Annotated in this window: 22 protein-coding genes; 12 read left to right on the forward strand and 10 right to left on the reverse strand. The window is 67.2% G+C overall.

Annotated features, from left to right (window positions below; translation table 11 throughout):
* The first annotated feature begins 2 nt into the window (after window positions 1-2).
* Complete coding sequence (gene malQ, locus F816_RS0106650) at window positions 3-1,478, forward strand: 4-alpha-glucanotransferase (protein ID WP_019594063.1); 1,476 nt, start codon at window positions 3-5, stop codon at window positions 1,476-1,478.
* Between the two features lie 78 nt (window positions 1,479-1,556).
* On the opposite strand, the gene F816_RS0106655 is transcribed toward malQ, so the two are convergent.
* From F816_RS0106655 to mtgA, 6 genes are all read right to left on the reverse strand, one after another.
* On the reverse strand, window positions 1,557-2,147 hold the full coding sequence (locus F816_RS0106655) for a hypothetical protein (protein WP_018169586.1): 591 nt from the start codon (window positions 2,145-2,147) through the stop codon (window positions 1,557-1,559).
* Window positions 2,148-2,220: 73 nt separating this feature from the next.
* Window positions 2,221-2,736: an MOSC domain-containing protein gene (locus tag F816_RS0106660; RefSeq protein ID WP_019594064.1), complete on the reverse strand. Its 516-nt coding sequence runs from the start codon at window positions 2,734-2,736 to the stop codon at window positions 2,221-2,223.
* Entirely contained in the window at window positions 2,733-3,383 is a 651-nt protein-coding gene (locus tag F816_RS0106665) for a class I SAM-dependent methyltransferase (RefSeq protein WP_026333168.1), read from the reverse strand. The genes F816_RS0106660 and F816_RS0106665 overlap by 4 nt, the downstream gene beginning before the upstream one ends.
* A 26-nt stretch (window positions 3,384-3,409) precedes the next feature.
* Window positions 3,410-4,096: a zinc metallopeptidase gene (locus tag F816_RS0106670; protein ID WP_019594066.1), complete on the reverse strand. Its 687-nt coding sequence runs from the start codon at window positions 4,094-4,096 to the stop codon at window positions 3,410-3,412.
* Between the two features lie 147 nt (window positions 4,097-4,243).
* Window positions 4,244-6,556 carry a mechanosensitive ion channel domain-containing protein gene (locus F816_RS0106675; RefSeq protein ID WP_019594067.1) on the reverse strand — a complete coding sequence of 771 codons (2,313 nt, stop codon included), beginning with the start codon at window positions 6,554-6,556 and terminating at the stop codon, window positions 4,244-4,246.
* A 115-nt stretch (window positions 6,557-6,671) separates the two neighbouring features.
* Entirely contained in the window at window positions 6,672-7,394 is a 723-nt protein-coding gene (mtgA, locus tag F816_RS0106680) for a monofunctional biosynthetic peptidoglycan transglycosylase (protein ID WP_019594068.1), read from the reverse strand.
* 236 nt (window positions 7,395-7,630) lie between these two features.
* Between mtgA and F816_RS0106685 the strand changes: the two genes are divergently transcribed.
* From F816_RS0106685 to F816_RS0106695, 4 genes are read left to right on the forward strand one after another with little or no spacing between them, the layout of a single operon-like run.
* Window positions 7,631-7,960, forward strand: a complete 330-nt coding sequence (locus F816_RS0106685; RefSeq protein ID WP_019594069.1) for a hypothetical protein — start codon at window positions 7,631-7,633, stop codon at window positions 7,958-7,960.
* Window positions 7,953-8,366 (forward strand): thiol-disulfide oxidoreductase DCC family protein, encoded by a 414-nt coding sequence (locus tag F816_RS0106690; RefSeq protein WP_019594070.1) that lies wholly within the window; start codon window positions 7,953-7,955, stop codon window positions 8,364-8,366. Before F816_RS0106685 ends, F816_RS0106690 begins: the two co-directional genes overlap by 8 nt.
* Before the next feature lies 1 nt (window position 8,367).
* Window positions 8,368-8,517, forward strand: coding sequence for a DUF2256 domain-containing protein (locus F816_RS14475; RefSeq protein ID WP_081622674.1), 150 nt, complete (start codon window positions 8,368-8,370; stop codon window positions 8,515-8,517).
* Complete coding sequence (locus tag F816_RS0106695; RefSeq protein ID WP_026333169.1) at window positions 8,514-9,092, forward strand: histidine phosphatase family protein; 579 nt, start codon at window positions 8,514-8,516, stop codon at window positions 9,090-9,092. The genes F816_RS14475 and F816_RS0106695 overlap by 4 nt, the downstream gene beginning before the upstream one ends.
* Window positions 9,093-9,131: 39 nt before the next feature.
* Here the strand turns inward: F816_RS0106695 and F816_RS0106700 are convergent, their stop codons facing one another.
* Genes F816_RS0106700 through F816_RS0106710 form a run of 3 tightly spaced genes read right to left on the reverse strand, consistent with a single transcriptional unit; the run spans window position 9,132 to window position 14,990 of the window.
* On the reverse strand, window positions 9,132-10,706 hold the full coding sequence (locus tag F816_RS0106700) for a TolC family protein (RefSeq protein WP_019594072.1): 1,575 nt from the start codon (window positions 10,704-10,706) through the stop codon (window positions 9,132-9,134).
* Entirely contained in the window at window positions 10,699-13,773 is a 3,075-nt protein-coding gene (locus tag F816_RS0106705; protein WP_019594073.1) for an efflux RND transporter permease subunit, read from the reverse strand. The genes F816_RS0106700 and F816_RS0106705 overlap by 8 nt, the downstream gene beginning before the upstream one ends.
* Window positions 13,770-14,990, reverse strand: a complete 1,221-nt coding sequence (locus F816_RS0106710; protein WP_019594074.1) for an efflux RND transporter periplasmic adaptor subunit — start codon at window positions 14,988-14,990, stop codon at window positions 13,770-13,772. Before F816_RS0106710 ends, F816_RS0106705 begins: the two co-directional genes overlap by 4 nt.
* Before the next feature lie 194 nt (window positions 14,991-15,184).
* Here F816_RS0106710 and F816_RS0106715 point away from each other — a divergent pair, with 194 nt between their 5' ends.
* From F816_RS0106715 to arsJ, 3 genes are all read left to right on the forward strand, one after another.
* A complete protein-coding gene (locus F816_RS0106715; RefSeq protein WP_038085534.1) occupies window positions 15,185-15,643 on the forward strand; it encodes a TspO/MBR family protein in 459 nt (152 codons plus the stop codon).
* Window positions 15,644-15,726: 83 nt separating this feature from the next.
* On the forward strand, window positions 15,727-16,740 hold the full coding sequence (locus tag F816_RS0106720) for an ArsJ-associated glyceraldehyde-3-phosphate dehydrogenase (protein WP_019594076.1): 1,014 nt from the start codon (window positions 15,727-15,729) through the stop codon (window positions 16,738-16,740).
* Between the two features lie 7 nt (window positions 16,741-16,747).
* On the forward strand, window positions 16,748-17,983 hold the full coding sequence (arsJ, locus tag F816_RS0106725) for an organoarsenical effux MFS transporter ArsJ (protein WP_019594077.1): 1,236 nt from the start codon (window positions 16,748-16,750) through the stop codon (window positions 17,981-17,983).
* Between the two features lie 44 nt (window positions 17,984-18,027).
* On the opposite strand, the gene F816_RS0106730 is transcribed toward arsJ, so the two are convergent.
* A complete protein-coding gene (locus F816_RS0106730; RefSeq protein WP_019594078.1) occupies window positions 18,028-18,909 on the reverse strand; it encodes a LysR family transcriptional regulator in 882 nt (293 codons plus the stop codon).
* Window positions 18,910-19,354: 445 nt separating this feature from the next.
* Between F816_RS0106730 and leuC the strand changes: the two genes are divergently transcribed.
* From leuC to F816_RS0106750, 4 genes are all read left to right on the forward strand, one after another.
* On the forward strand, window positions 19,355-20,767 hold the full coding sequence (leuC, locus tag F816_RS0106735) for a 3-isopropylmalate dehydratase large subunit (protein WP_019594079.1): 1,413 nt from the start codon (window positions 19,355-19,357) through the stop codon (window positions 20,765-20,767).
* 3 nt (window positions 20,768-20,770) lie between these two features.
* Window positions 20,771-21,415, forward strand: coding sequence for a 3-isopropylmalate dehydratase small subunit (gene leuD, locus F816_RS0106740; protein WP_019594080.1), 645 nt, complete (start codon window positions 20,771-20,773; stop codon window positions 21,413-21,415).
* A gap of 227 nt (window positions 21,416-21,642) precedes the next feature.
* Complete coding sequence (gene leuB, locus F816_RS0106745) at window positions 21,643-22,716, forward strand: 3-isopropylmalate dehydrogenase (RefSeq protein WP_196801676.1); 1,074 nt, start codon at window positions 21,643-21,645, stop codon at window positions 22,714-22,716.
* 177 nt (window positions 22,717-22,893) lie between these two features.
* On the forward strand, window positions 22,894-23,919 hold the full coding sequence (locus F816_RS0106750) for an aspartate-semialdehyde dehydrogenase (RefSeq protein WP_019594082.1): 1,026 nt from the start codon (window positions 22,894-22,896) through the stop codon (window positions 23,917-23,919).
* Window positions 23,920-23,934 lie beyond the last annotated feature (15 nt).

A 23,934-nucleotide genomic window follows, 5' to 3' on the forward strand; every position in this document is an offset into this window, starting at 1 on the left:
CCATGGAGGCGGGTGAAGAACACTGTAATCCGCTGATGCAGCGCCGCCGGGCCGGTGTCCTGCTGCATCCGGTCTCACTGCCGGGCCCGGGCCCGGTGGGGACGCTCGGGCAGGAGGCCTTCCGGTTTCTGGACTGGGCGCGGGATGCCGGATTCAGCCTGTGGCAGATCCTGCCGTTGCATCCGCCGCAGGAGGACGGTTCGCCCTACGCCAGTATCTCGGCCTTCGCCGGCGATGTGCGCCTGATCGACCCGCAACGGTTGGCTGAACGGGCGGGCCTGGATGCCGACAACGAGCCGGTCGGAACCTTGCTGGAACAGGCGCGGGAGCGGCTGGAGCAGGCGGGCGAGGGCTGGGCGCAGGCCTACCAGGCCTTCCGCGATGCCCAGGGTCCGGTCTGGCTGGATGATTTTGCCCGTTTCGTGGTCATCTGCGGCCGCGAGGACGGCCGCCCCTGGTGGGAATGGCCGGCCCCATTGCGCGACCGCGATCCGGACGCCCTGGCGTCCGTGGAGGCTGAAGCGGCCCAGGCCCTGGAGGCCGTTCGCTTCGCCCAGTTCGTGCTGTTCGACCAGTGGCAGGATGTGCGCGAGCATGCACGCAAGCAGGATATCCTGATCCTCGGTGACATGCCGATCTTCGTGGCCCACGACTCCGCCGAGGTCTGGGCCCACCGCGACCTGTTCGACCTCGACGCCACGGGGCATCCGCAGACCGTGGCCGGGGTGCCGCCGGATTATTTCTCCGAGACCGGGCAGCGCTGGGGCAACCCGCATTACCGCTGGGATCGTCTTGCCGAGCGCGGATACGACTGGTGGGTGGAGCGCATGCGCTGGACGCTGGAGACGGTGGATGCCGTGCGCATCGACCATTTCCGCGGCTTCGAGGCGAGCTGGGCGGTGCCGGCAAGCGAGCCGGATGCGACTCAGGGCCACTGGGTGCCGGGGCCGGGTGCCGACTTCTTCGAGCAATTGCAGGCTCGTTTGGGTGTGTTGCCGCTGCTGGCGGAGGACCTGGGCGTGATCACGCCGGAGGTCACCGAACTGCGCCTGCGTTTCGATCTGCCGGGCATGCGCATCCTGCAGTTCGCCTTCGAAGGGGGGGATGACAACCCCTACCTGCCGGCGAATCACGATGAACTGAGTGCGGTGTATACCGGGACCCATGACAACGACACCACGCTGGGCTGGTTTCGCTCCCTGGAGCCGGCCATGCAGGAGCATGTGATCGGGACACTGGATGAGGGCCCGGCCGAGGAGATGCCTTGGCCACTGATTCGTGCGGCCTGTCGTTCACCGGCCCAGCTTGCGATCCTGCCGATGCAGGACGCCCTGCACCTGGGATCGGAGGCGCGCATGAACACCCCCGGCACAGTCGGTAACGGCAACTGGAGCTGGCGCTTTGGCTGGAACCAGCTGCCCGATGGGCAGACCGAGGCGCTGCGTGCGCTGGCGCAGGAGACGGGTCGCCTCGACTGACGGTCCGGCCCGGACATGAAAAAAGCCCGGTCCCTTTGCGGGGGCCGGGCTTTCTTTGTTAGCGGGCTGGTTGCGCGATTAGCGCATCATGCCGCCCTGACCACCCTGTTGCTGCTGCATCTGTTGCTGCATTTGCTGCATGCGCTCGATCACGTCGTCGATATCGGCGTTTTCCTGGCGCATGGCGGCCATCAGGTCTTCACGCAGGGATTCCTGCGCCTGACGAATTTCCTGGTCTTCCGCGACGGCCTGCTGTGCTTCCTGCAGGTTCATCTGCGCCTGCTGCACGTCTTCGGACTGAATGACTTCCTGACGTTGTTCCGCGCTCAGATCGGGGTCGCGCAGCTGCTCTTCGGCGGATTCCAGAGTCTCCAGATCCCGGCGCGGCTGGTAGCCGGCGGCCTCCATCTTGTCCAGCACCAGGTTCTCCAGTTCTTCACCCTTCTGTTCCAGCTGGGGGTTGTTCTCGATGGCCTGCTGCTGGGTCTCGGCGAGGGTCTGCTGGAGCTGCTGCATCTCCATCTGCGGGTTGCCGCCCTGGCCACCCTGCATGCCCATGCCGCCCTGACCTTGCCCCTGGCCCATGCCCTGGGCGATGGCGAGTGGGCTGGCTAGCGCGAGCGCGGCGGCGGCAATCAGTCCGGCGAGGGACTGGGAACGAATCTTCATAAAGTTTCTCCTCGTGAATACACGTATATCGTAGTCAATAGCACTTAACCCCAGCTTAACAAGCGTGGCCGAATCATGCGGGCCCGCCCGGGTGCCAGCTCACCCGGGCGCCGACGCGAAGGATCCCGGAATGCGCGACTTCAAGGCAAATCCCGCTGTCGAGACCGAGGGCTCGTGCGAGGTTGTCACCCACTAGCTGGTTGAGATACCCACAGGGCGGGCGTGGCCGTCCGATCTTCAGGACCGCCTCTCCGATCCGAAGAAAGCCACTCTGGCGGGGTATGCGGTACCAGTCGGAGACCACAAGGTTGCGGCGATGTTCCCCGGGGGCGATTGGGCGGCCGCGGCGCTGTGACGCCCGTTGCAGTTCCGGGGCCGTGATCAGTGTGACCGGGCAGCTCTCGACCGCATGCCAGTGCCCGCGATGGGTGGCGTAGCGATCGCCCCGGAGTCCGCTGCCGGCGATGGCTTCGATGGACTCGATCGAAGCCATCGGGTCGCCAGCCGCGGCACAGACGTGGATTGCCTGCAGCCGCGCGACGGGCAGACCGAACCACTCCGGGCGCCAGGCACGCAGTCGGTGGATCATTGCGGGAGGTCTCCTGTACGGCTGAGCAGGGCTATATCGGGGGCAGGCAGGTCCAGTGTGCATCCCAGGCGGGTGGCAATCCACTGGAGTGTGGCCGGGCCGTAGAAGGCGACATGGGTGGGGTCGCGGCGATAGTGCCAGTGACGAAAGCCGGCCGCCGCAGGGGGCCATTCGGTCATCACGGCCAGGACCCCGCCGGGGCGCAGTCCCGCGACCATGGTTCCCAGCGTGTTCAGGGGCGTGTGCAGGTGTTCCAGGACCTCGGTGCAGGTAAGGATGTCCCAGCCGTCGTCGGGCGGATCGGGTTGTGTGGGGGCAAAGGCCGGGTCCCAGAACGCCATGGTGTAGCCCCGGTCTTGCAGCAACCCGGCGAGCACGGGTTGCGGACCGCAACCCCAGTCGAGTCCGTGGGCCGGGGGTGGCCGCGCCTTGACCAATGGTTCGATCAGTCGCTGCAGATGGGCGCGGTAGCCGGGATCATCCGGCCGGTTCTCGTGGGTCTGGTAGTACGCCCGCTCCACCTCGCGGCGGGGCCAGGCGTCGCGTTCCAGCGCGATCACGCCGCAGTGCTGACAGCGTCGATAGTCTCCGGGCGAGGCGTCGCCGATGCCGCGGTGGTGAAACGGCCGGGTGGGCTGCCCGCACAACGGACAGGCGTCCGGGGCGGGAACGGTCATCGGCGCAGGTACCGGAACCACGAGGCGATGTTCAGCAGGCTCATCAGCGACTGCGACAGGTAGGTGTAGGCTGCGGCCTTCAGGATGCGTTCGGCATGCGGGTAGTCGGGCGGGTGCAGGTAGTTGCCCTCGCGCAGCATCGGCATGGCACGACGGAAGCTGGCGTCGAACTCGGTGGGCAGGGTGATGAAGTGGACCAGTGCGGCCAGGCCCATGGACAGCACCCCGGCCAGGAAGAACAGGATCCCGGGTGCCGGATGCCGCGCCAGCAGCGTAATGAACGGAATGGCGATCAGCAGCCAGGCGCCGATCTGCTGGCCGTAGCGCGTTATTCCGACCAGCGTGCTGCGCATGCGCAGTGGCGCATAGCCCTGGGCGTGTTGCACCGCGTGGCCGACCTCGTGGGCGGCCACGGTAATCGCCGTCAGCGAGTGGCCGTCGTGGTTCTCCGGTGACAGGCGCACGGTGCGCGAGGCAGGGTCGTAGTGATCGCCGTCCTTTGTGGTTTCCACCTGGACCTTGTGCAGTCCGTGGCGGTCCAGCAGCTCGCGCGCCAGCTCCGCACCGGTGCCATCGTAGCGGTCCGCCGGGCGGTGGTATTTCTTCATGGTGTGGCGGACCCACCAGCCCGGTGCCCAGGCAACGAGCAGGAGCAGAGGCACAAGCAGGATCAGTAGACGCATACGCTCATGATCTCCCGAAGCCCGAGCCGTCGGAAAGAGCCAGCGTGTCCCTGGGGCCTTGGGAGTGGGGTCGCCCGCGAAGCCCCTGCCCGGGAGCTGCCGCGGCAGGGGGGATTCGAGTGCGCGCCCCGCTCACGGGCAAGCGCTTCAGTCGTCGGCCTCGTCGTAGTCGCCCTTGTGCTTCGGATTCGGGCGCGCCCGCCGGTCATCCGAGTAGTCGTCCCCATCCTGCTCGTTGGCCGGTTTGTCCTGCAGAAGCCGTAGATTGGCTGCCGGGGCGCCGCCGTCCTTCTCCTGACCGAAGTAGATGGTCTGGTGCGGGAACGGGATCTCGATGCCGGCGGCGTCGAAGTGACGCTTGACCAGGCGGTTGAACGCGCGGCCCAGGCCGAACTGGGTGCCGGGCAGGGCCTTGATGCGGACGCGCACGTTGACCGAGCTGTCCGCCAGCGCGGTGACACCGTGCACCTCCATCTCGTCGAGGATGTTCGGCCCCTGAACCGGATCGGCCTTGAGTTCCTCGAAGGCCTCGCGCAGGCGCACGATGACCTCGTCGATGTCCTCGCGATAGGCGACGCCGTATTCGCCGACGTGATAGCCGTATTCGCGCATGTAATTGGCCACCGCATCCACCGACGAGAACGGGATCAGGTGGTAGGTCCCGGAGAGGTCGCGGACGCCTAGCGAGCGGATGGTCAGGCGCTCGACGGTACCAGTGGTGCCGGCCACGGTCACCACATCGCCCACGTTAATGGCGTTCTCCAGCTGAATGAAGACGCCGGTGATTACATCCTGCACCAGTTTCTGTGCGCCGAAGCCGACCGCCAGGCCGAGGACACCGGCACCGGCCAGTAGCGGGCCGATGTTCACGCCGATTTCGGCGAGCACGATCATGGTGGTCATCACAATCAGCACGATGGCCATCGCATTGCGGAAAATCGTCAGCAACGTGGCCTCGCGGGCGGTCGGCTGACCACCCCCGGTATTCGGATTCATGCGGTGCTCGATCCAGCTGGCGAAGACCAGCCAGATCGCCAGAACGCCGAGCAGGATCAATGCTACAGAGATCGCGGTACCCAGCACCGCCATGCCCATATCCGAGGCCAGCCATGTGGTCAGGCTGAACGCACCCCAGGCATCCGCGACCACGGCCAGTACGATCAGCAGGATCACCAGGCGCATCACCTTCAGCGCATTGGGGATGTAGGAGTTCAGGCGCAGCTCCAGCGACGGAAACTTTTCCCGCGTCTCTTCGGGGACCCGAATCCGGCGGCCGATCAACTGGGTCAGGAGGTTCGCGACGAAGATGCCCGCGAAGATGGCGAGCAGGGTCTGTCCGGTCGCCTTGGCCATGAAGGGGAGCGCATCTTCCGGCCGGGTGATGCTGACCACGGCAAGGGCCAGGAAATAGATCAGGGCGATCCAGTGCCAGAAGTTCGCCAGCATCGAGACTAGGATGCGGGTGAAGGTGAACTGGGTTCTGTTCGCCAACGCCATCAGGCGGTTATGCACCCGCGTCCGGTTTTGCAGGATGATCACGGCGGCGTAGAGGAAAGCCGTCAGCATCACGATCAGGCCCAGGGAGCGCCCGGCCTCGGAAGAGATCTGGTTGTTGGCGATCGGCACCAGTAGCAACAGGCCGTAGCCGATATACCCCACGATGCGGGCCAGCCAGGCGTTCCAGTAGGCCGCTTCGTCCCCGGCCATCGGCAGCAGACGCAGGCCGTGGTAGCGCGTGGCGAAGATCAGGCGCAGGGCCGCCTTGGTCACCTCGATCAGCAGGAATGCGTTCAGGAACAGCGAATGACGCGTGTTCATCTCGCCGGTATCGCCCAGCACGAACAGCGCCAGGGCATAGCCGGCCAGCCAGGCGAGGATGACGACGAGGAAGTCGATGGCGGCGGCCAGGACCACGGCCGGCAGCGCCCGCATCAGGCGCATGTGCTCCGCGGCATTCAGCGCCCAGCGGTCGAGCGCCGTGAACAGCGGCGCGCCCATCCGGCGCAGCACCAGGAACACCGCCACGGTGAACACGATGATGATGGCGAGATCGAGCACGGCCACCCCGAACACGGTTGGCTCGATCGCGCGGACGCGCTCGGCGATGTCCGTGGCGATATCGCTCAGGGCCCGGACCTCGGCCACGGTGCCCTCGGCCAGCGACTGGGTGAGCTGGGCAATCTGGCGCGCGACGGAGTCGCTGTCGCCGGTTTCGACCGGGAGATCATCCGTGGCGGCGTCCTCCGCGCTGGAGCCGTCGCCGGAGCGCAGGGCCTCGAGCAAGTCTTCGCGGGCCTCCTCGTTCTCCAGCGCGTCGATGAGCATCTGACGCAGATCGCTGCCGGAGTCCGCCTGACCGGTGTCCTGTGCGGACACGGCTCCAAGGGGCAGGAGCAGCAGCAGAGCGACGAGGACGAGCAGGCGGGAGAAGAAAATATGCGGCGCGCGCAGATGGCTCACGGCAAACCTCAATGTCTGGGAGGGGCGTCCTTGCATGCCCCCGGTGCAGGTCAGTCGGAGGCAGTCTAAAGGCTGGAAGTTCCCGGCCACAATTTCGGTGGCCTGTGCGCAGGCTTTATTCCAGCAGCATCGGATCCAGCCATGCGATGCCCAATTGGGCCATCTGCTGCTCGACCCAGACGATCCGTCGGTCAAGGTTGGGCCCCGGGCGGACCGGGTTCATGCGCCCGGGGCTGGGCAGGATGGCGGCCAGGCGCGCGGACTGGTGGCGATCGAGCTCGGTGGCGGAGATCCCGAAGTAGTGTTGGGCGGCGTTCTCGATGCCGTAAATGCCGGGACCCCATTCGGCCAGATTGAGGTAGATCTCGAGGATGCGCCGCTTCGGCCAGAGGGTCTCCATGCCGAAGGTGAACCCGGCCTCCAGCGTCTTGCGCGCCCAGGAGCGGCCGTGCCACAGGAAGAGGTTTTTCGCGGTTTGCTGGCTGATGGTGCTGGCTCCGCGCAGGCGCCCGCCGCGTGCGTGATCGCTGAGCGCCTGGCGCACCGAGCTCCAGTCGAAGCCGCGGTGGTTGGGGAAGTGCTGGTCCTCGGCCGCGATTACCGCCAGCATCAGATGGCGGGGCAGATCGTCCAGGCGTTGCCAGTCCGGGCGCCGGTTGGAGGCGGTTTGCCAGTCGGTTGCCACCACCATGGCCATGCCGTAGGGCGGGTCGACCCGGGCGAAGAGCACCACCAGGGCGAGCATTGCCCCGATTCCCAGCGCCAGGACGAATGCGGCCAGTCCGCCCGTCCAGTAGAGCAACCGGCGGAGCGGACGGCGCTTGCTGCGCGTGGCCACTAGGGTCTCGCCTCTTGCCGGTGGGCGTGCGGATGGATGACTGTCCGGAGCCGGGGATTCATGGGCTGAAAGGATAACCCCTGCGCTCGCCGGGCGGGATGGGTCGTGCCCTTTCTTCTCTTCTGGAAGCACGCGCGGCGAACTGTTTTGCCGTTTTGTGGCCCAATGGCGAAGGGGTGAGGAGGATGACCCCGGAATTCACCTTAACAAGCCAACCGTTCGCGAAGGAGAGAGCCATGGACGTATTGCCCTATCGCTATGTCACCCCGAGCGGCGAGGCCGTGTCCTTCGACTTCCGTCTGCACCCCGAGACCGGTTCCGCGGTGCGGGTACAACAGTTGCTGGATCGCCTGACCGACACGCTGGACAGCGAGATCGGCGTGCTGGGCGATACCTGCAATGGCGACGTGCTGCAAGCGCTGGCAATGGCCCTGGCCGTGCGCACGGAGATGATCCCGGCTAACCCCGAGATGACCCAGGATCTGGCGCGTGATGTAGTCGAGCGGGCGCTCAGATCCCTCGATGGTGCCCGGCACCTGCAGACCGGGCCGGTGGGGCATGCCTGAAAACCACCAGCACCAATACCCCGAGGCCCCGGGACGACCGCTGGTGTTTTTTGACGGTGGCTGTCCGCTTTGCCGGCGCGAGATCGGCCACTACCAGCGGCTCGACACTGCGGGCGCGATCGATTGGCGTGATATTCATGCCGATGCCACACCGCTCGACGCCTGGGGAATCACCTGGGATCGTGCGATGCAGCGCATGCATGCCGTAAGCGCCGACGGGCGTATTCGCAGTGGCGCCTGGGCCTTCGTGCTGGTCTGGCGGCACCTGCCGTATTACCGCTGGCTCGGCGGGGTGCTGCATCGCCTGCCGCCGGTCGTCTGGCTGATGGATCGCGTCTACAACGTGATTGCGCGTTATCGCTGGCGCTCGCGCTGTGACGATGGGGTCTGTCACCCGGACCGCTGACATGGCGCACGTCAAACCGCATCTGCCGGAGAAGACCTGTGTGGTATGCGGTCGCCCGTTCGCCTGGCGGCGCAAATGGGCTCGGTGCTGGGAAGAGGTTCGCTACTGTTCGGACGCCTGCCGGCGTCGCCGTTCGGGGAAGATCGCGTGACGAAGCGCTTTGTCGTTCTGGTGTTCTGGATCGCGGTGCTTGCGGTTCCTCTGCCGCTGGTGGCGGGCGACCTGGCGGCTGAACGCGCGATCGTCGCGCAATTACAGGAACCCCACCGCATCCTGCTGATGCGCCATGCCCTGGCGCCCGGCATCGGTGACCCGTCGGGCTTCGATGTCGATGACTGCGCCACGCAGCGCAACCTGTCGTCCGAAGGACGCGATCAGGCGCGCGCGAGTGGGGAGCGCCTGCGCGCGGCGGGCCTGGAGTCGATTCGGGTATTCGCGGGCCCGTGGTGCCGCAATGTCGATACCGCGGCGCTCCTGGGCTTTGGTGAGCCCGTGGTGCTGGAGGCGTTGGGCTCGGTGTTTCGCACCAATGCCCCGCATCGCGAGCGGCGCATGCGGGCATGGCGCGAGCACCTGGCGGAAGAATACCGGCAGACGGCGGGGCCGGCGGTCTACGTGACCCACCGGGCGAATATCATGGAGCTGAGCGGCCGCAGTCTTGGCGCCGGGGCGATGCTGGTCGCCGAGATCGACGCGCAGGGCAATGCCCGGCCGGTGGATCAATAGCCGCGCGACCCGAAGGCGCCGACTCGTGGGCAAGCCGGCCTACAGACGGATCTCCACGCGTTCGGCGCCGGGGGCGTCGATGCCGCGATGGAGCAGCAGGGTGCCGCTGGCGTTCAGCAGTTCGGTGGTGAGCTGGCGGAAGCGCACGACCGTCTCGGTCAGATTCAGGCGGCTCTCCAGCAGGTCGCGCTGGGCCTGGGAGATGGCCAGCGCGGTCCCGGCGCCGACGCGGAAGCGCGTCTGTTCCACCCGCAGGAGTTCTTCCTGCAACTCGACGGTTTCCTTCTGCGCCTGGATCTGTTCGCGGATGCGGGCCGCGTCGAACCAGGTGCCGCGCACGTCCTCGATGGCGAGTTGTTCCAGGTTGGCCAGGGTTTCCTGGATCTGCTGGCGGGTGAGCCGGGCCCGGGTGTGTTCGGCCTCGGCCGAACGGTTGCCGATTGGCATCTCGAAGCGCAGGCCGGCCGCCAGGTCGTAGCCGTCGCCCTGGCGGTCGCGCCAGGTGCGGCTGAAGCTGTCGGCGTAGCCCGACTGGCCCAGGGTCACGAAGAAGTCCAGGCGCGGCAACAGGCCGTTGCGGGTGCGCACGACCTCCAGCTGGTCGCGCTGGACCCGCAGTCTCGTTTCGTTGAGATCGGCGCGATGGTCGCGGGCCAGCGCCACGTAGGCATTCAGGGGTTCCAGCGTGTAGCGTTCCAGGCCCGGCTCGGAGCTCGCCTCGAGCCGGGTATCCCACAGGCCGCCGTCGCCCTGGAGCAGTCGCGCGAGGCCGTCCTGCGCGCGGGCGCGTTCGGCGCGGGCGTCGATCAGGCCCTGACGGCGCAGCGCCACCTCGGCACGGGCCGACACGGCCTCGGTCTCGGGGCGGTCGCCGGCGGCGATGCGTCGCTCGGTCTGGTCGAGCTGCTCGCCGGCCACGGCCAGGGCCTCCTCGAAGATGGCGATCCGTTCATCGGCCAGCACTAGATCCCAGTAGCGTCCCTCGACGTCAGTGATCAGCTGTTCGACGAAGCCGCGGACCTCGTACTCCGAGGCCTCCACGTCCAGGGTGGCCTGGCGTAGGCGTACCAGGTTGGACTCGATACGCCCGCCCCGGAGCAGGGCCTGGGTCAGGCTCAGGCCCGCGCGAGTGGTGAACTGGGGTGCCTCCACGCGCGAGCTGGAACTGCGCGAGCTGCGTACGGAGACCGTCAGGTCCGTGCCGGTTGGCAGCGACTGGCTCAGGCCCGCCTCGCCAAAGCGCCGGGTAGCGGCCACTTCATCGGTTTCGCCGATCTGTTCCAGCTGGCGCACGCTCTGGTCGCGGCGGATCTCCAGCTCTGCGAACAGCTCGGGGTCGAACACCGCACGTTCCTGCGCCTCGAACGTGCCCTGGATCGCGGTTTGCAGGCGCTCGGCGCGCAGGCCGCGATTGTTTTCCAGCGCGCGCGCGACGGCTTCCTCCAGGGACAGGGTCTCTTCCGCCAGCGCTTCGCGTTCGAACGGCCGGGCGTCGGTCAGTGCATCCGCGGGCAGTGACAGGCGCAGCCCGTCGGAGGCATCCGGGGGCTCGGAGGCGTGGGCCGGGAGGGCCAGCGCGAGCGCGACGAGGAAGGGCAGGGGATTTCTAGGCATGATCCGTGGCGACTCGGTAGACGGGTTGCGGGTGCTCGCCCCGGCGGTGGAACAGCAGGTAGAGCGTCGGGATCAGCACCAGGGTGATCAGGGTAGACGAGAGCAGCCCGCCGATCACGACCCGGGCCATCGGGGCCTGGGCCTCGCCGCCGTCCCCCATACCGATGGCCAGCGGCGACAGCGCCAGGATGGTGGTCAGCGTGGTCATCAGGATCGGGCGCAGGCGCTCGCCCGCGGCGGCCACGATGGCCGCTTGCAGTTCCATGCCGTCTTCGCGGTGGCGCCGCGCCATGCGGTCCACCAGCAGGATCGCGTTGTTCACCACGATCCCGACCAGCAGCAGGATGCCGATCAGCGACTGCACGTTGAGCGTGGTGTCGGTGATCAGCAGTGCGCCGGTTACACCAATGATCGCCAGCGGGATGGAGAACATCACGATCAGCGGGTCGCGCAGGGACTCGTACAGGCTGGCCATGACCATGTAGACCAGCAACGTCGCGAGCAGGGTGCCCAGCAGCAGTTCGGAGAACGCCGCTTCCTGCTCCTCGATGTCGCCGGTGACCGAGAAGTCGATCTCCTCCGGCAGCGGGATATCGGCCAGCGCCGCACGCACGTCGGCGGCGACCTCGCCCAGCGAGCGGTCGCCGATGTTCACGAACAGCGTGCTGATGCGAGCCTGTTCGCGGCGCTGGATGCTGTCCGGGCCGATCGCCGTATCGAACGTGATAAGGCTGCGCAACGCCACGCGTTCGCCGTCCTCGCTGCGGACGGTCAGGTTGAGGAGGTCGTCCAGCGAGCTCCGGTCGGCGTCGCGCAACTGGACCCAGATGCGCGTCTCGTCGCCGCCCGCGCGCAGCTGGCCGGCGCCGGAGCCGCCCAGGGCGGTTTCCAGGGTCTGGGCGATGGTGCGCACGTCCACGCCGAGGTCGGCGGCGCGGTCGCGGTGGATGCGGGTGGCGAATTCCGGCTGTCCGCCGTCGGAGCCAACGCGGGTGTCGGTCACGCCGGGGACGTCTGCCAGCGCGGTCTCGAAACGCTCGATGACGGCGTTCATCGTGGGCAGCTCGAAGCCGCGGACCTCGATGGACAGGCTTTCTTCGTCGGCGCCGCGTCCGAATCCGCGGAAGAAGATCCCGCTGGAGGCGCGCACGCGGATCTCGACTCCCGGCGGGCTGCCCAGCGCGTCGCGCAGGGCCGCGGCGATGTCGTCGGAGGAACGGCTGCGGCTGTCGCGCGAGCCGACCATCACGCGCATGTTGCCGGAGGCGGGCGAGGAGGCCCGGAACGCCGAGGCGCCGGAGCTGGAGACCAGGTTTTGTAGTTCCGGGACCTCGTTGTGGATGATCGCCTCGAGGCCGGACATGGTGGCGTAGAGCTCTTCCAGGGGCGTGCCGGGCTCCATGGCGACATGCACGCGCAATTCGCCTTCGTCGGTGGCGGGCAGGAACTCCGTGCCCACGCCGCGCAGCCCCGCCAGGGCGATCATCAGCAGCAGGAGGCTGATGCCGATGACCATCCATGGCTGGGTCAGGGTGCGCCGCAGCAGCCCCTGGTAGCGCTGTTCCATGCGCGCGAGGGCACTGGTGTCGCGCTTCGGCATCGGGGCGCGGGCCATCAGCATCGGGACCAGGGTAAGCGCGACGATCAGTGAGCCCGCGAGGGCAAAGGCGACCACCGCCGCCAGCGGCTTGAACAGCTGGCCGGCCAGTTCCTCGGCGAAGAACAGCGGCAGGAAGATCGCCACGGTGGTCAGGGTGCTGGCGACGATGGCAGGTGCGACGCGCCCGGTGCCGCTGATGGCGGCCTCCGCGGCGGTCTGCTCCGCATGTTCCTCGCGCCGTCGGGCGATGCTCTCGATCACCACGATGGCGTTGTCCACCATCAGCCCCACGCCCAGCGCGATCCCGCCGAGTGTCATCAGGTTCAGCGAGTAGCCGCCGAAGTAGACCAGGCCGAAGGTGGCGATCACCGCCAGTGGGATCGCGGTGGCCGCCACCAGCGTGTAGCGGATATTGCGCAGGAACACGAGCAGCACCAGCACGGCCAGTGCACTGCCGTAGAGGATCGAACGACCGACGTTGGTGATGGAGTTGCGGATGAAACCGGCCTCGTCGGTGACGGCGCGGATGTCGATCTGGGGGAAGTCGCGGTTCAGGCGCACCAGTTCGGCGTGGACCGCCTCGGAGACCTCGACGGTGTTGGCGTCGGCCAGCTTGCGCACGGCGAGCTGCACCCCTTCCTCCTGGTTGACCCGAAACCGGCGGGTGACGCGCTGGTGGGTGTCGCGCACGTCGGCCACCTGGTGCAGGTAGGTCACACCGTCTTCGCTGCGCTGCACGATGGTGTCGCGGACCTCGTCCACCGAACGGAACTCGGCCGGCGTGCGCAGGCGGTATTCGCGGCGCCCATCCATGATCGGGCCGCCGGGGGTGATCACGTTGGCGTCGCGGATGCGGTTGCGCAGGTCGTCCAGGCCGAGGTCGATGGCCTCGATGCGTTCCGGGTCCACCTCCACGCGGACCTCGCGCTCCAGGCCGCCGAAGGTATCCACAGCTGCCACGCCGGGGATGCGTTCCAGACGCGGGGCGATACGGTTGTCGATCAGGGTGCGCAGGTGGATGGCGTCCAGTTGCGAGCCGATGCCCAGACGCATGATGGGCGAGTCCTGGGTGTCGAACTGGCGCACCAACGGGCGATCGGCGTCATCGGGCAGGCGGTCCTCGATACGCGCCAGGCGATCGCGCAGGTCGTCCACCGCCTGGCGGATGTCCGTGCCCCAGGCAAAGTTGATGCGGACGTTGCTGTTGCCCTCGGCGGAGGTGGAGCGGATCTCCTGGGCACCGGTAATGGCGGCCGCGGCCTGTTCCACCTGGCGCGTGACGAGTTGTTCGACTTCCTCGGCCCCGGCATTGGGGTAGGACGTCATCACCGTGACCACCGGGTAGGTGATATTCGGTAGCAGATCCACCGGCAGGCGGGTCAGCGCGGTCAGGCCGAGGATCACCACGATCAGGGCCACCATGCTGGTCAGCACGGGGCGGTGGACCGTTACGCGGGCCGGATTCACGGGGTGTCCGACTCAGGTGCGTCGTCGCCACCCGGCACGTTGCGCGGGTCGGTCAGGCGCAGCGGGGTGCCGTCCGCGAGCAGGTGCTGGCCGAGCACGACGACCTCGGTGTCTTCCGGCAGCTCGGGTTCGAGCAGTTCGACCCAGTCGCCGTCACGCACGCCGGTAACCGCCTGATGGCGGCGGGCCTGCGGGCGTTCGCCGCTGCGGTCCACGCTGAACAGGGTCGGCCCGGTCTCGCGCTGGATGATCGCGTCGCGCGGGATCGCCAGGACGGCGTTGCGTTCCCCGAGGGTAATGGCGGCCTCCACGAACATGCCCGGGCGCAGTTGGTCGCGCTCGTTGGGGATCTCCACCTCGACCCGCGCCTGACGTGAACCGGGCCGGAATTCCGGGGCGATGCGGGCGATGGTGCCGGCAAAACCGGCGTCCGGGTAGGCGGCGGTGTAGACGCGTGCCCCCTGGCCCGGCGACAGCCGGCCGTAGTCGGCCTCGGTCACGGCCAGGATGGCGCGCACCGGCTGCAGCCGGACCAGGGCCAGTGCGGTGTCGTTGGCGCTGATGACCGTGCCGGGATCCACGTGGCGTTCGGCGACCCAGCGGGTGCTGTCGGCCGTACCCGCCTCGATGCGGGTGTAGCTCAACTGGATCTCGCGGGTGCGCAGTGCGGAGCGCCGCTGGCGGATCTGCGATTCGGCCAGGGCGACGCGAGTCTGGGCCAGGGCGAGTTCGGTTTCCGCGGCCTCCAGCTCCGAGCGCGAGGCGATGCCCTGGTCGCGCAGCTCGCGAGTGCGCTGCAGTTCGCGTCGGGTCGCATCGCGGCTGGCCAGGGCCTCGGCCAGGCTGGCCTCGGCGACTTCCAGCTCCGCCGCGGCCTGGGCGACGTCCTGCTCGAATTCCTCGGTATCCAGCTGCAGCAGCGGGTCACCGGGCTCCACGCGGTCGCCCAGATTGACGAACACCTCGGCAACCCGCCCGCCCACGCGGGGGGTGATCTCGATCCGGTCGGCACCCTCGATGCTGCCGGTGAAACGCCGCCGTTCGACCAGGTCGCGGGTCTCGATGCCGGCGATGGCGACCGCGACCGGGCGGGTCTCGCCACCGCCCGGACGACCGGAAGAGACCGCGTCGTCTTCCGGGCCCAGCAGCATCCAGGCGAGGATGCCAGCGGCCAGGAGAAACAGGAGCGCGGTGATCAGTGTGGCGGGGCGGGGCATTGCAACTCGCTTGTTTGCGGGGTGGTCAGGTTAGAGTGTCGCGTGGTTGACTGAATCGTGCATGAATTCCGTTCGGAATCCGGCGGCGATTCGATGAAGCCCGGACTAGGACCCCCGAGTACAAGGAGAATTCCGTGACGACACCCGATTCGGCCCGTTCCCCGCGCCCGCAGCGGCGCTCCTTTGCCACGGACATGCTCGGGCTCCTGGGCTGGATGGTGCTGGTGTTTGCCGTGGCCGGGCTGGGTGGCTGGGCAACCAGTCTCTCGGTGGGCGACTGGTATCCGACACTGGCGCGTCCACCACTGAATCCGCCGGATGCGATATTCGGCCCGGTCTGGAGTGTGCTGTTCGGCCTGATGGGTCTCGCCGCCTGGCATGTCTGGCGGCGCGTCGGCCTGACCGGTGCCCCGATTACGCTGGGGCTGTTCCTAGCCCAACTTGCCCTGAATCTTGGCTGGTCGGTGCTGTTCTTCGGCATGCAACGCCCGGATCTGGCGCTCGCCGAGATCCTGATCCTGTGGCCGCTGATCCTGGCCACCTTGATTGCCTTCTGGCGGATCGACCGTATCGCCGGCGCGCTGCTGGCGCCGTACCTGCTGTGGGTCGCCTTCGCCATCTACCTCAACGCCGGGATCGTCTGGCTCAACTGACGAGCCGAGTTTCAGCGCTCGGGCGTCATGCGTTTGTCATTTGGGCGGGGTATGCTGACGCGATTTTTGGCGGGAGGGACTCCATGGCGGTGCGCGTAGGGATCAACGGGATGGGGCGGATTGGTCGCTTGGCGCTGCGCGCGGCCTGGGACCGGGACGACATCGAGATCGTGCATCTAAACGAGGTCGCGGCCGACGGGACGGTCACTGGCCACCTGCTGGAGTTCGACTCGGTGCACGGGCGCTGGGGCCGAGAGCCGGTGGCCGAGGCGGAACGCATTCGTATCGATGGGCGCGAGCTGCGCCACACGAGCCTGGCCGAGCCGGGGCAGGTGCCGTGGGGCGAGTCGGACGTCGACATCGTGATCGACGCCACTGGCGCCTTCCGCACCATGGATACGCTGGAGCCGCATTTCACCCGGGGTGCGAAGCGCGTGGTGGTCGCGGCGCCGGTGAAGGACGCGCGCGCGCTGAACGTGGTGGTGGGCGTGAACGACGCTGCTTACGATCCCGCAAAGCACCGCGTCGTGACGGCTGCCTCCTGCACCACGAACTGCCTGGCGCCGCTGGTCAAGGTACTGCACCCGGCGCTGTCGATCCGCCACGGGACCATCCTGACCGTGCACGACATGACCGCCACGCAGTCGCCGGTGGACCTGCCGCGCGACAATTTGCGCCGGGCCCGTGCAGCCGGGCTGAACCTGATCCCGACCACCACCGGCTCGGCGAAGGCGATCGGCGACATCTTCCCCGAGTTGAACGGCCGCCTGAACGGCCATGCGGTGCGCGTGCCGTTGATGAACGCCTCGCTGACCGATTTCACCTTCGAGGCCGCGCGCGAGACCACGGCGGAGGAGGTCAACGGCCTGCTGCGCGAGGCCGCGAACGGCGATCTGAGCGGCATCCTGGGCTACGAGGAGCGCCCGCTGGTCTCCAGCGATTTCCGCACCGACCCGCGCTCGTCCATCGTGGATGCCCAGTCCACTATGGTGGTCGACGGCACGCAGGTGAAGGTGCTGGCCTGGTACGACAACGAGTGGGGCTACGCGAACCGGCTGGTGGAACTGGTCGCGCGCGTCGCCAAGCTGGGGGCTTGAGGCCGTCGTGAGCGGCGCGGCCGACCAGCCGGACCCGGGCGGGCCGCCGACACTGGGGCTGGGCGCCTACGCGCGGATCACCGCGAACTACTGGGCGTTCACCGTCACCGACGGCGCGATCCGCATGCTGGTCGTGCTGTTCTTCCACCAGCTGGGCTACAGCCCGCTGGAGATCGCCTTCCTGTTCCTGTTCTACGAGCTGTTTGGGGTCATCACCAACCTGACCGGCGGCTGGCTGGCCGCGCGGCTGGGGGTGAACACGACCATGATCGGCGGAACGCTGCTGCAGGTGGCCGCGCTGCTGATGCTCACGGTGCCGGAGGCCTGGCTGGGCGTGGCCTACGTGATGTTCGCCCAGGCCCTGTCCGGGATCGCCAAGGATCTCAACAAGATGAGTGCGAAGTCCGGCGTAAAGCTGGTGGCCGGGACCGGCGAGGGGCGGCTGTTCCGCTGGGTCGCGGTGCTGACCGGTTCCAAGAACGCGCTGAAGGGTGTCGGCTTCTTCGCCGGTGGTGCGCTGCTCTACACCGTGGGCTTCCAGATGGCGCTGGTGATCCTCGCCGGGATGCTCGCCGTAGTGATGCTGTTCTCGGTGGTGGGTCTGCCGCGTGGTCTCGGAAAGGTCGGCGGCAAGCCGAAGTTCACCCAGATGTTCTCCAATTCCGCCGCGATCAACGTGCTCTCGGCCGCACGCTTCTTCCTGTTCGGCGCGCGCGATGTCTGGTTCGTGGTCGCGCTGCCGGTGTTCCTCAGCGCCACGCTCGACTGGAACCACATGCAGGTGGGCGCGTTCCTCGCGCTGTGGGTGATCGGCTACGGCATCGTGCAGGCCTCCGTACCGCGCCTGCTGGGCAAGGGCGGGGTGCATCCGACCGGCCTCACCGCGCGCCTGTGGGCTTTCATCCTGATGCTGCTGCCGATCGCCATCGTGATCGGTCTGGAGGTGGGTCTGGACCCGGCCTGGGTGCTGATGGTGGGGCTGGGCGTGTTCGGCGTGGTGTTCGCAATCAACTCCGCCGTCCACTCCTTCCTGATCCTCGACTACGCCGAGGCTGACCGCGTTGCGATGAAGGTTGGCTTCTACTACATGGCCAACGCCGGCGGCCGTCTGGTCGGTACCGTCGCTTCCGGCGCCATCTTCATGGTCTGGGGCCTGGAAGGCGCCCTGATCGCTTCCACCTTCTTCATCTTCGCCACCTGGATGATCTCGTCCCTCCTCCCCCGCGAAGCCGCCCGCGCCTGACCGCGCGGCTCTGCCGGGCCCCGGAAGGGGGCGGCGCCATCCGGTTACTGCGGTCGCTGTAACGCCTCGATGACAGCCTCCAGCGTGCGGGAGCGGTAGCGCTCGGCGTGGCGGACCCAGCCGAGCTGGCGGGTAACGGGCGCGCCGGGCCAGTCGAGTACGGCGAGGTCGTCGGTGGCCATGGTGCGGGGGAGGAAGCCGATGCCGAGGCCGGCCGCGATCATCATGCGGATGACTTCCAGGTAGGGGCTTTCCTGGGCGGCCGTGGGGTGCAGGCCCTGTGCGGCGAGGGCCTGGTCGATCTGACGGCGGGTAGTGGAATCCGCGGGCGGCAGGATGGCCGGCCAGTCGAGCAGGCGCCGCAGGGTATCCAGCGGGGTATCTTGAGCGCGGTTGCGGGCGACCATGGGGGCGAGGTCGTCGGTCCATACGGTGTGCGCCTCGGCGTCCTTCGGCAGATCCTCGGGCAGGGTGGCCAGAGCCAGGTCGGCGTCGCCGTGCATGACGGCCTCGATGCCGGCCTCGGAATCCATGAATGCCAGTTCCAGCTCCAGCTCCGGGTAACGCTCGCGCAGGGCCGACAGTGGTGCGGGCAGGCGGTGCAGGGCGATGTGGTGTGAGGTGGCCAGGCGGATGCGGCCGCGCACCACCTGGTCGAGGTCGGCGACCTGTTGTTCGATGGCGCGCAGGCGGGCGAGGATTTCGCGGGCCTCGGGCAGCAGGCGTTCCGCAACCTCCGTCGGGCGCACGCGGCGGCCCTGGCGCTCGAACAGCGGGCGTTCCAGCGTGGCCTCCAGGGTCTGGATGCGTTTGCTGATCGCGGGCTGGGTCAGGTGCAGCCGTTCGGCCGCGGCGGAGAAGGCGCCGGTGTCGACGACCGCGACGAAGGCTTGCAGGGATTCCACACTCAGTTGTTCTGGGCGCATCCGTGTCTCTCCAGTCCCTGCGTGAGATAATGATTTGTTCAATGGTCGGGCTCCGCATGACCCGGCACTTGTATAGCTGTATGGAATGATACGGATAAGAAATCGGATTTGAAAGAATACCGAGGTGGCCGCAGACTCCGTTAAACGGTCGTCCTGAAATGACGTCATTGCGAGGAGCCGAAGGCGACGCGGCACAAAAGCGCTAAGCGCGTTGAACGGCCGCAGGCCGGCCCGAAGGGCGAGCGCAGCGAGTAACCTCCTGAAGCTGGCAGAGCGCCAGTACCGGTATCGGGTGGTTTCGGACGGAGGTTGCTTCGTCGCTACGCTCCTCGCAATGACGGTGCCAGTGGCGACGCTGTGCAAGGGCGGGCCTGTATAGCGCCGGCGGATTGCTGGCGGTGGGACGCAAGAACGATAGAACGCGGCGCGGCCGCGGGAGTAGGTAATGGCAGGCAAGACCCTGTACGACAAGTTGTGGGCGGCGCATGTGGTACGCGAGGAGCCGGATGGCTCGACGCTGCTCTACATTGATCGCCACCTGGTGCACGAGGTGACCAGCCCGCAGGCCTTCGAGGGGCTGCGGCTGGCCGGGCGAAAGCCGTGGCGCGGCGATTCCGTGCTGGCGGTGCCGGATCACAACGTGCCCACGGAGAACCGCGACCAGGGGATTGCGGATCCGGTGTCGCGCATCCAGGTGGAGACGCTGGAGAGCAATGTCACCGGCCTGGGGCTGAAGTTCTTCCCGATGGCGGATGTGCGCCAGGGGATCGTGCACGTGATCGGTCCGGAGCAGGGCGCGACCCTGCCGGGCATGACCGTGGTGTGCGGCGATTCGCATACCTCCACGCACGGCGCGTTAGGCGCGCTGGCCTTTGGTATCGGCACCTCCGAGGTGGAGCATGTGCTGGCCACGCAGTGCCTGTGGCAAAAGAAGACCAAGGCCATGCAGATCCGTGTGGAAGGCGAGCTGCGCCCGGGCGTCACCGCGAAGGACGTGGTGCTGGCGATTATTGGCCGCATCGGGACTGCCGGTGGTACCGGCTACGCGATCGAGTTTGCCGGCTCGGCGATCCGCAGCCTGTCGATCGAGGGGCGGATGAGCGTTTGCAACATGTCGATCGAGGCGGGCGCCCGCGCGGGCATGGTCGCGGTGGACGAGAAGACCATCGAGTACGTGCGCAACAAGCCGTCGGCGCCCACCGGCGAGATGTTCGAGCGTGCGGCTGAATACTGGCGCACGCTGGTCTCCGACCCGGATGCCGAGTTCGACGCGGTGGTCGAGATGGACGCCGCCCAGATCGCCCCGCAGGTGAGCTGGGGCACCTCGCCGGAGATGGTCGCGTCGATCGACGGACATGTGCCGGACCCGGCGGCCGAGAGCGATCCAGTGCGCGCCGAAGGCATGCAGCGGGCACTGGACTACATGGGTCTGAAGGCGAACACTCCGATAACGGAGATCCGGCCGGACAAGGTGTTCATCGGCTCCTGCACCAACTCGCGCATTGAGGACCTGCGCGCGGCCGCCGAGGTGGTAAAGGGCCGCAAGAAGGCCGACAACATCACGCTGGCGATGGTGGTGCCGGGCTCCGGGCTGGTGAAGCAGCAGGCGGAGCAGGAAGGGCTGGATCGGATCTTCCTGGACGCCGGCTTCGAGTGGCGCGAGCCGGGCTGTTCGATGTGCCTGGCCATGAACGCCGACCGCCTGGAGCCGGGCGAGCGTTGCGCCTCGACCTCGAACCGTAATTTCGAGGGCCGCCAGGGGCAGGGTGGGCGTACGCATCTGGTCAGCCCGTCCCTGGCCGCTGCGGCGGCCGTCGCCGGGCACTTCATTGAACCGTCCGCGTTGAAGGAGGCATAAGCGATGCAGGCCTTTACCGTACACAAGGGGATCGTGGCGCCGCTGGACCGCTCCAACGTGGATACCGACGCGATTATCCCCAAGCAGTACCTGAAATCCGTGAAGCGCACGGGTTTTGGCCCGAATGCCTTCGACGACTGGCGTTACCTGGACCCGGGCGAGCCGGGCGTGGACGGTTCGCAACGTCGCCCGAACCCGGACTTCGTGCTGAATCAGGCGCCGTATGACCAGGCGACGATCCTGCTGGCGCGCAAGAATTTCGGCTGCGGCTCCTCCCGCGAGCACGCGGTCTGGGCGTTGACGGACTTTGGATTTCGCGCGGTGATCGCGCCGTCGTTCGCGGACATCTTCTTCTCCAACAGCTGCAAGAACGGCCTGTTGCCGGTGGTGCTGGCCGAGGACGAGGGGCAGCGCCTGTTCGATCAGGTGGAGGCGAACCCGGGCGCGCAGGTGGCGGTGAACCTGGAGGACATGACGGTGACCGCGCCGGACGGCGCCGTGTTCAGCTTTACGCTGGACGAGGATCGGCGTCACCGCCTGCTGAACGGCCTGGACGACATCGCGCTGACGCTCCAGTACGGTGACGATATCCGTGCCTTCGAGGATCGCCAGCGCCGCGAATGGCCGTGGATGGCCGAGCGTTCGTAGCCGCGGGCTGTGGCCCCCTGTGGGAGGCCAGCCCCCTGGCCGATTGGGTCTGCCCCGGCGCCCGATCGCCGAGAGGGCTCTGCTCCTACCGGTCCGGGGCCACCGACTCGTAGGAGGCCAGCCCTCTGGCCGATGGTGCGTTGGTTAGGCCGCGATCGCCGGGAAGGCTCGACTCCCACGGGGGTAGAGATGAATTTTACGATTAATCCGATGGTTGGGAGAGGTTTGTGAGCCGAATTCTGGTATTGCCCGGGGACGGGATCGGGCCCGAGATCGTGGCCGAGGCGCTGAAGGTGCTGGAACGTGTGGGCGAGATCGGCGGTCTGGATCTGGAGATCGAGCAAGGCCTGATCGGTGGCGCGGCGCATGACGCGGCCGGGCACCCCTATCCGGAGGCGACCCGCGAGGCGGCACGCCGCGCGGATGCGATCCTGCTGGGCGCGGTGGGTGGCCCGCAGTACGAGTCGCTGGAGCGCGACCTGCGCCCCGAGCGTGGGCTGCTGGGCATCCGCTCGGATCTCGGCCTGTTCGCGAACCTGAGGCCGGCGATCCTGTATCCGCAGCTGGCTTCGGCCTCCACGCTGAAGCCCGAGGTGGTCAGCGGGCTGGACATCCTGATCGTGCGCGAGCTGACCGGGGGGATCTACTTCGGCCAGCCACGCGGGATCGAGGAACGCAATGGCGAGCGGGTCGGGTTCAATACGCTGGTCTACAGCGAATCGGAGATTGAGCGGATCGCCCGGGTGGGTTTCGAGGCGGCGATGAAACGGGGCAAGCGCCTGTGCTCGGTGGACAAGGCCAACGTGCTGGAGGTCTCCGAGCTGTGGCGCGAGGTGGTCGAGCGTGTCGGGAAGGAATTCCCCGAGGTCGAGCTGTCTCACATGTATGTGGACAATGCCGCGATGCAGCTGGTGCGTGACCCGAAGCAGTTCGACGTAATGGTGACCGGCAACATGTTCGGCGACATCCTGTCCGATGCAGCGGCGATGCTGACCGGCTCCATCGGCATGCTGCCGTCCGCCTCGCTGAACAGCGAGGGCGTGGGCCTGTACGAGCCGATCCACGGTTCGGCGCCGGATATCGCGGGGCAGGGCAAGGCCAACCCGATGGCGACGGTGCTGTCGGTCGCGATGCTGCTCCGTCATAGTCTGAACCGCAACGACCTGGCCGAACGCATCGAGGCGGCTGTGGGTCGGGTACTGGATCAGGCCTTGCGTACCCCAGACATCTTCGGTGAAGGCATGAAGCTGGTGGGTACGCAGGCCATGGGGGATGCCCTGGTGGCTGCGTTGGACGATTGAGGCGGCCTCACGAACGGGGCTTGTATCACGCGCAAGTGTAGGATGCGTTGAGCGCAGCGAAACGCATCATTGCCTCCGCTGGGGAAGAGATTGATGCGATTCGCTGCGCTCGTCGCATCCTACGGTTCAATAGAGCTATCAATAGCTTGAAGATCAAAATTAAACCTGGAATTAACAATGAGTGACCGCAAATTTGACGTGGCCGTGGTCGGCGCAACGGGCGCCGTTGGCGAGGCCCTGCTGTCCATCCTGGCCGAGCGCGACCTGCCGATCGGGCGTGTGCATGCCCTGGCCAGCTCGCGGTCGGTGGGCAAGACGGTGGACTACGGCCGGCGCGAGTTGGAGGTCGAGGACCTGGCGACTTTTGATTTTTCCACGGTGCAGATCGGGCTGTTCTCGCCGGGCGCCTCGGTGTCCGCGGAATATGCGCCCAAGGCGGCGGCGGCCGGCTGCGTCGTGATCGACAATACCTCGCAGTTCCGCTACGACCCGGAGATCCCGCTAGTGATTCCGGAGGTAAACCCGGACGCGGTGGGCGATTACACGAAACACGGGATTATCGCGAACCCGAATTGCTCCACCATTCAGATGCTGGTGGCGCTGAAGCCGTTGCACGATGCGGTCGGCATCGAACGGATCAACGTGGCGACCTACCAGGCCGTATCCGGTACCGGCAAGGAAGCGATCGATGAACTGGCGCACCAGACGGCGGCGTTGCTGAACGGCCGTCCGGTGGAGTGCAACGTGTATCCCAAGCAGATCGCGTTCAATGCCCTGCCGCACATCGACGTCTTCCAGGACAATGGCTACACCAAGGAAGAGATGAAGATGGTCTGGGAGACCCGGAAGATCATGGGCGACGAGTCCATCCAGGTGAACCCGACCGCAGTGCGCATTCCGGTGTTCTACGGGCATTCCGAGGCCTTGCATATCGAGACGCGCGAGAAAATCAGTGCGGAGAAGGCGCGCGAAATCCTCTCCCGCGCACCGGGGATCACGGTGCTGGACAAGCACGAGGACGGGGGCTATCCGACTGCGGTGACCGAGGGTTCCGGCAAGGATGCGGTGTTCGTCGGCCGCATCCGCGAGGATATTTCCCACCCCCGCGGACTGAACCTTTGGGTCGTCTCGGACAACGTGCGCAAGGGGGCCGCGCTGAACACGATTCAGATCGCGGAGGTTTTGATCCGCGATTACCTGTGATTTAATCCGGGAAAA

It is taken from the genome of Thioalkalivibrio sp. ALM2T (assembly GCF_000381505.1).
GTDB lineage: Bacteria > Pseudomonadota > Gammaproteobacteria > Ectothiorhodospirales > Ectothiorhodospiraceae > Thioalkalivibrio > Thioalkalivibrio versutus.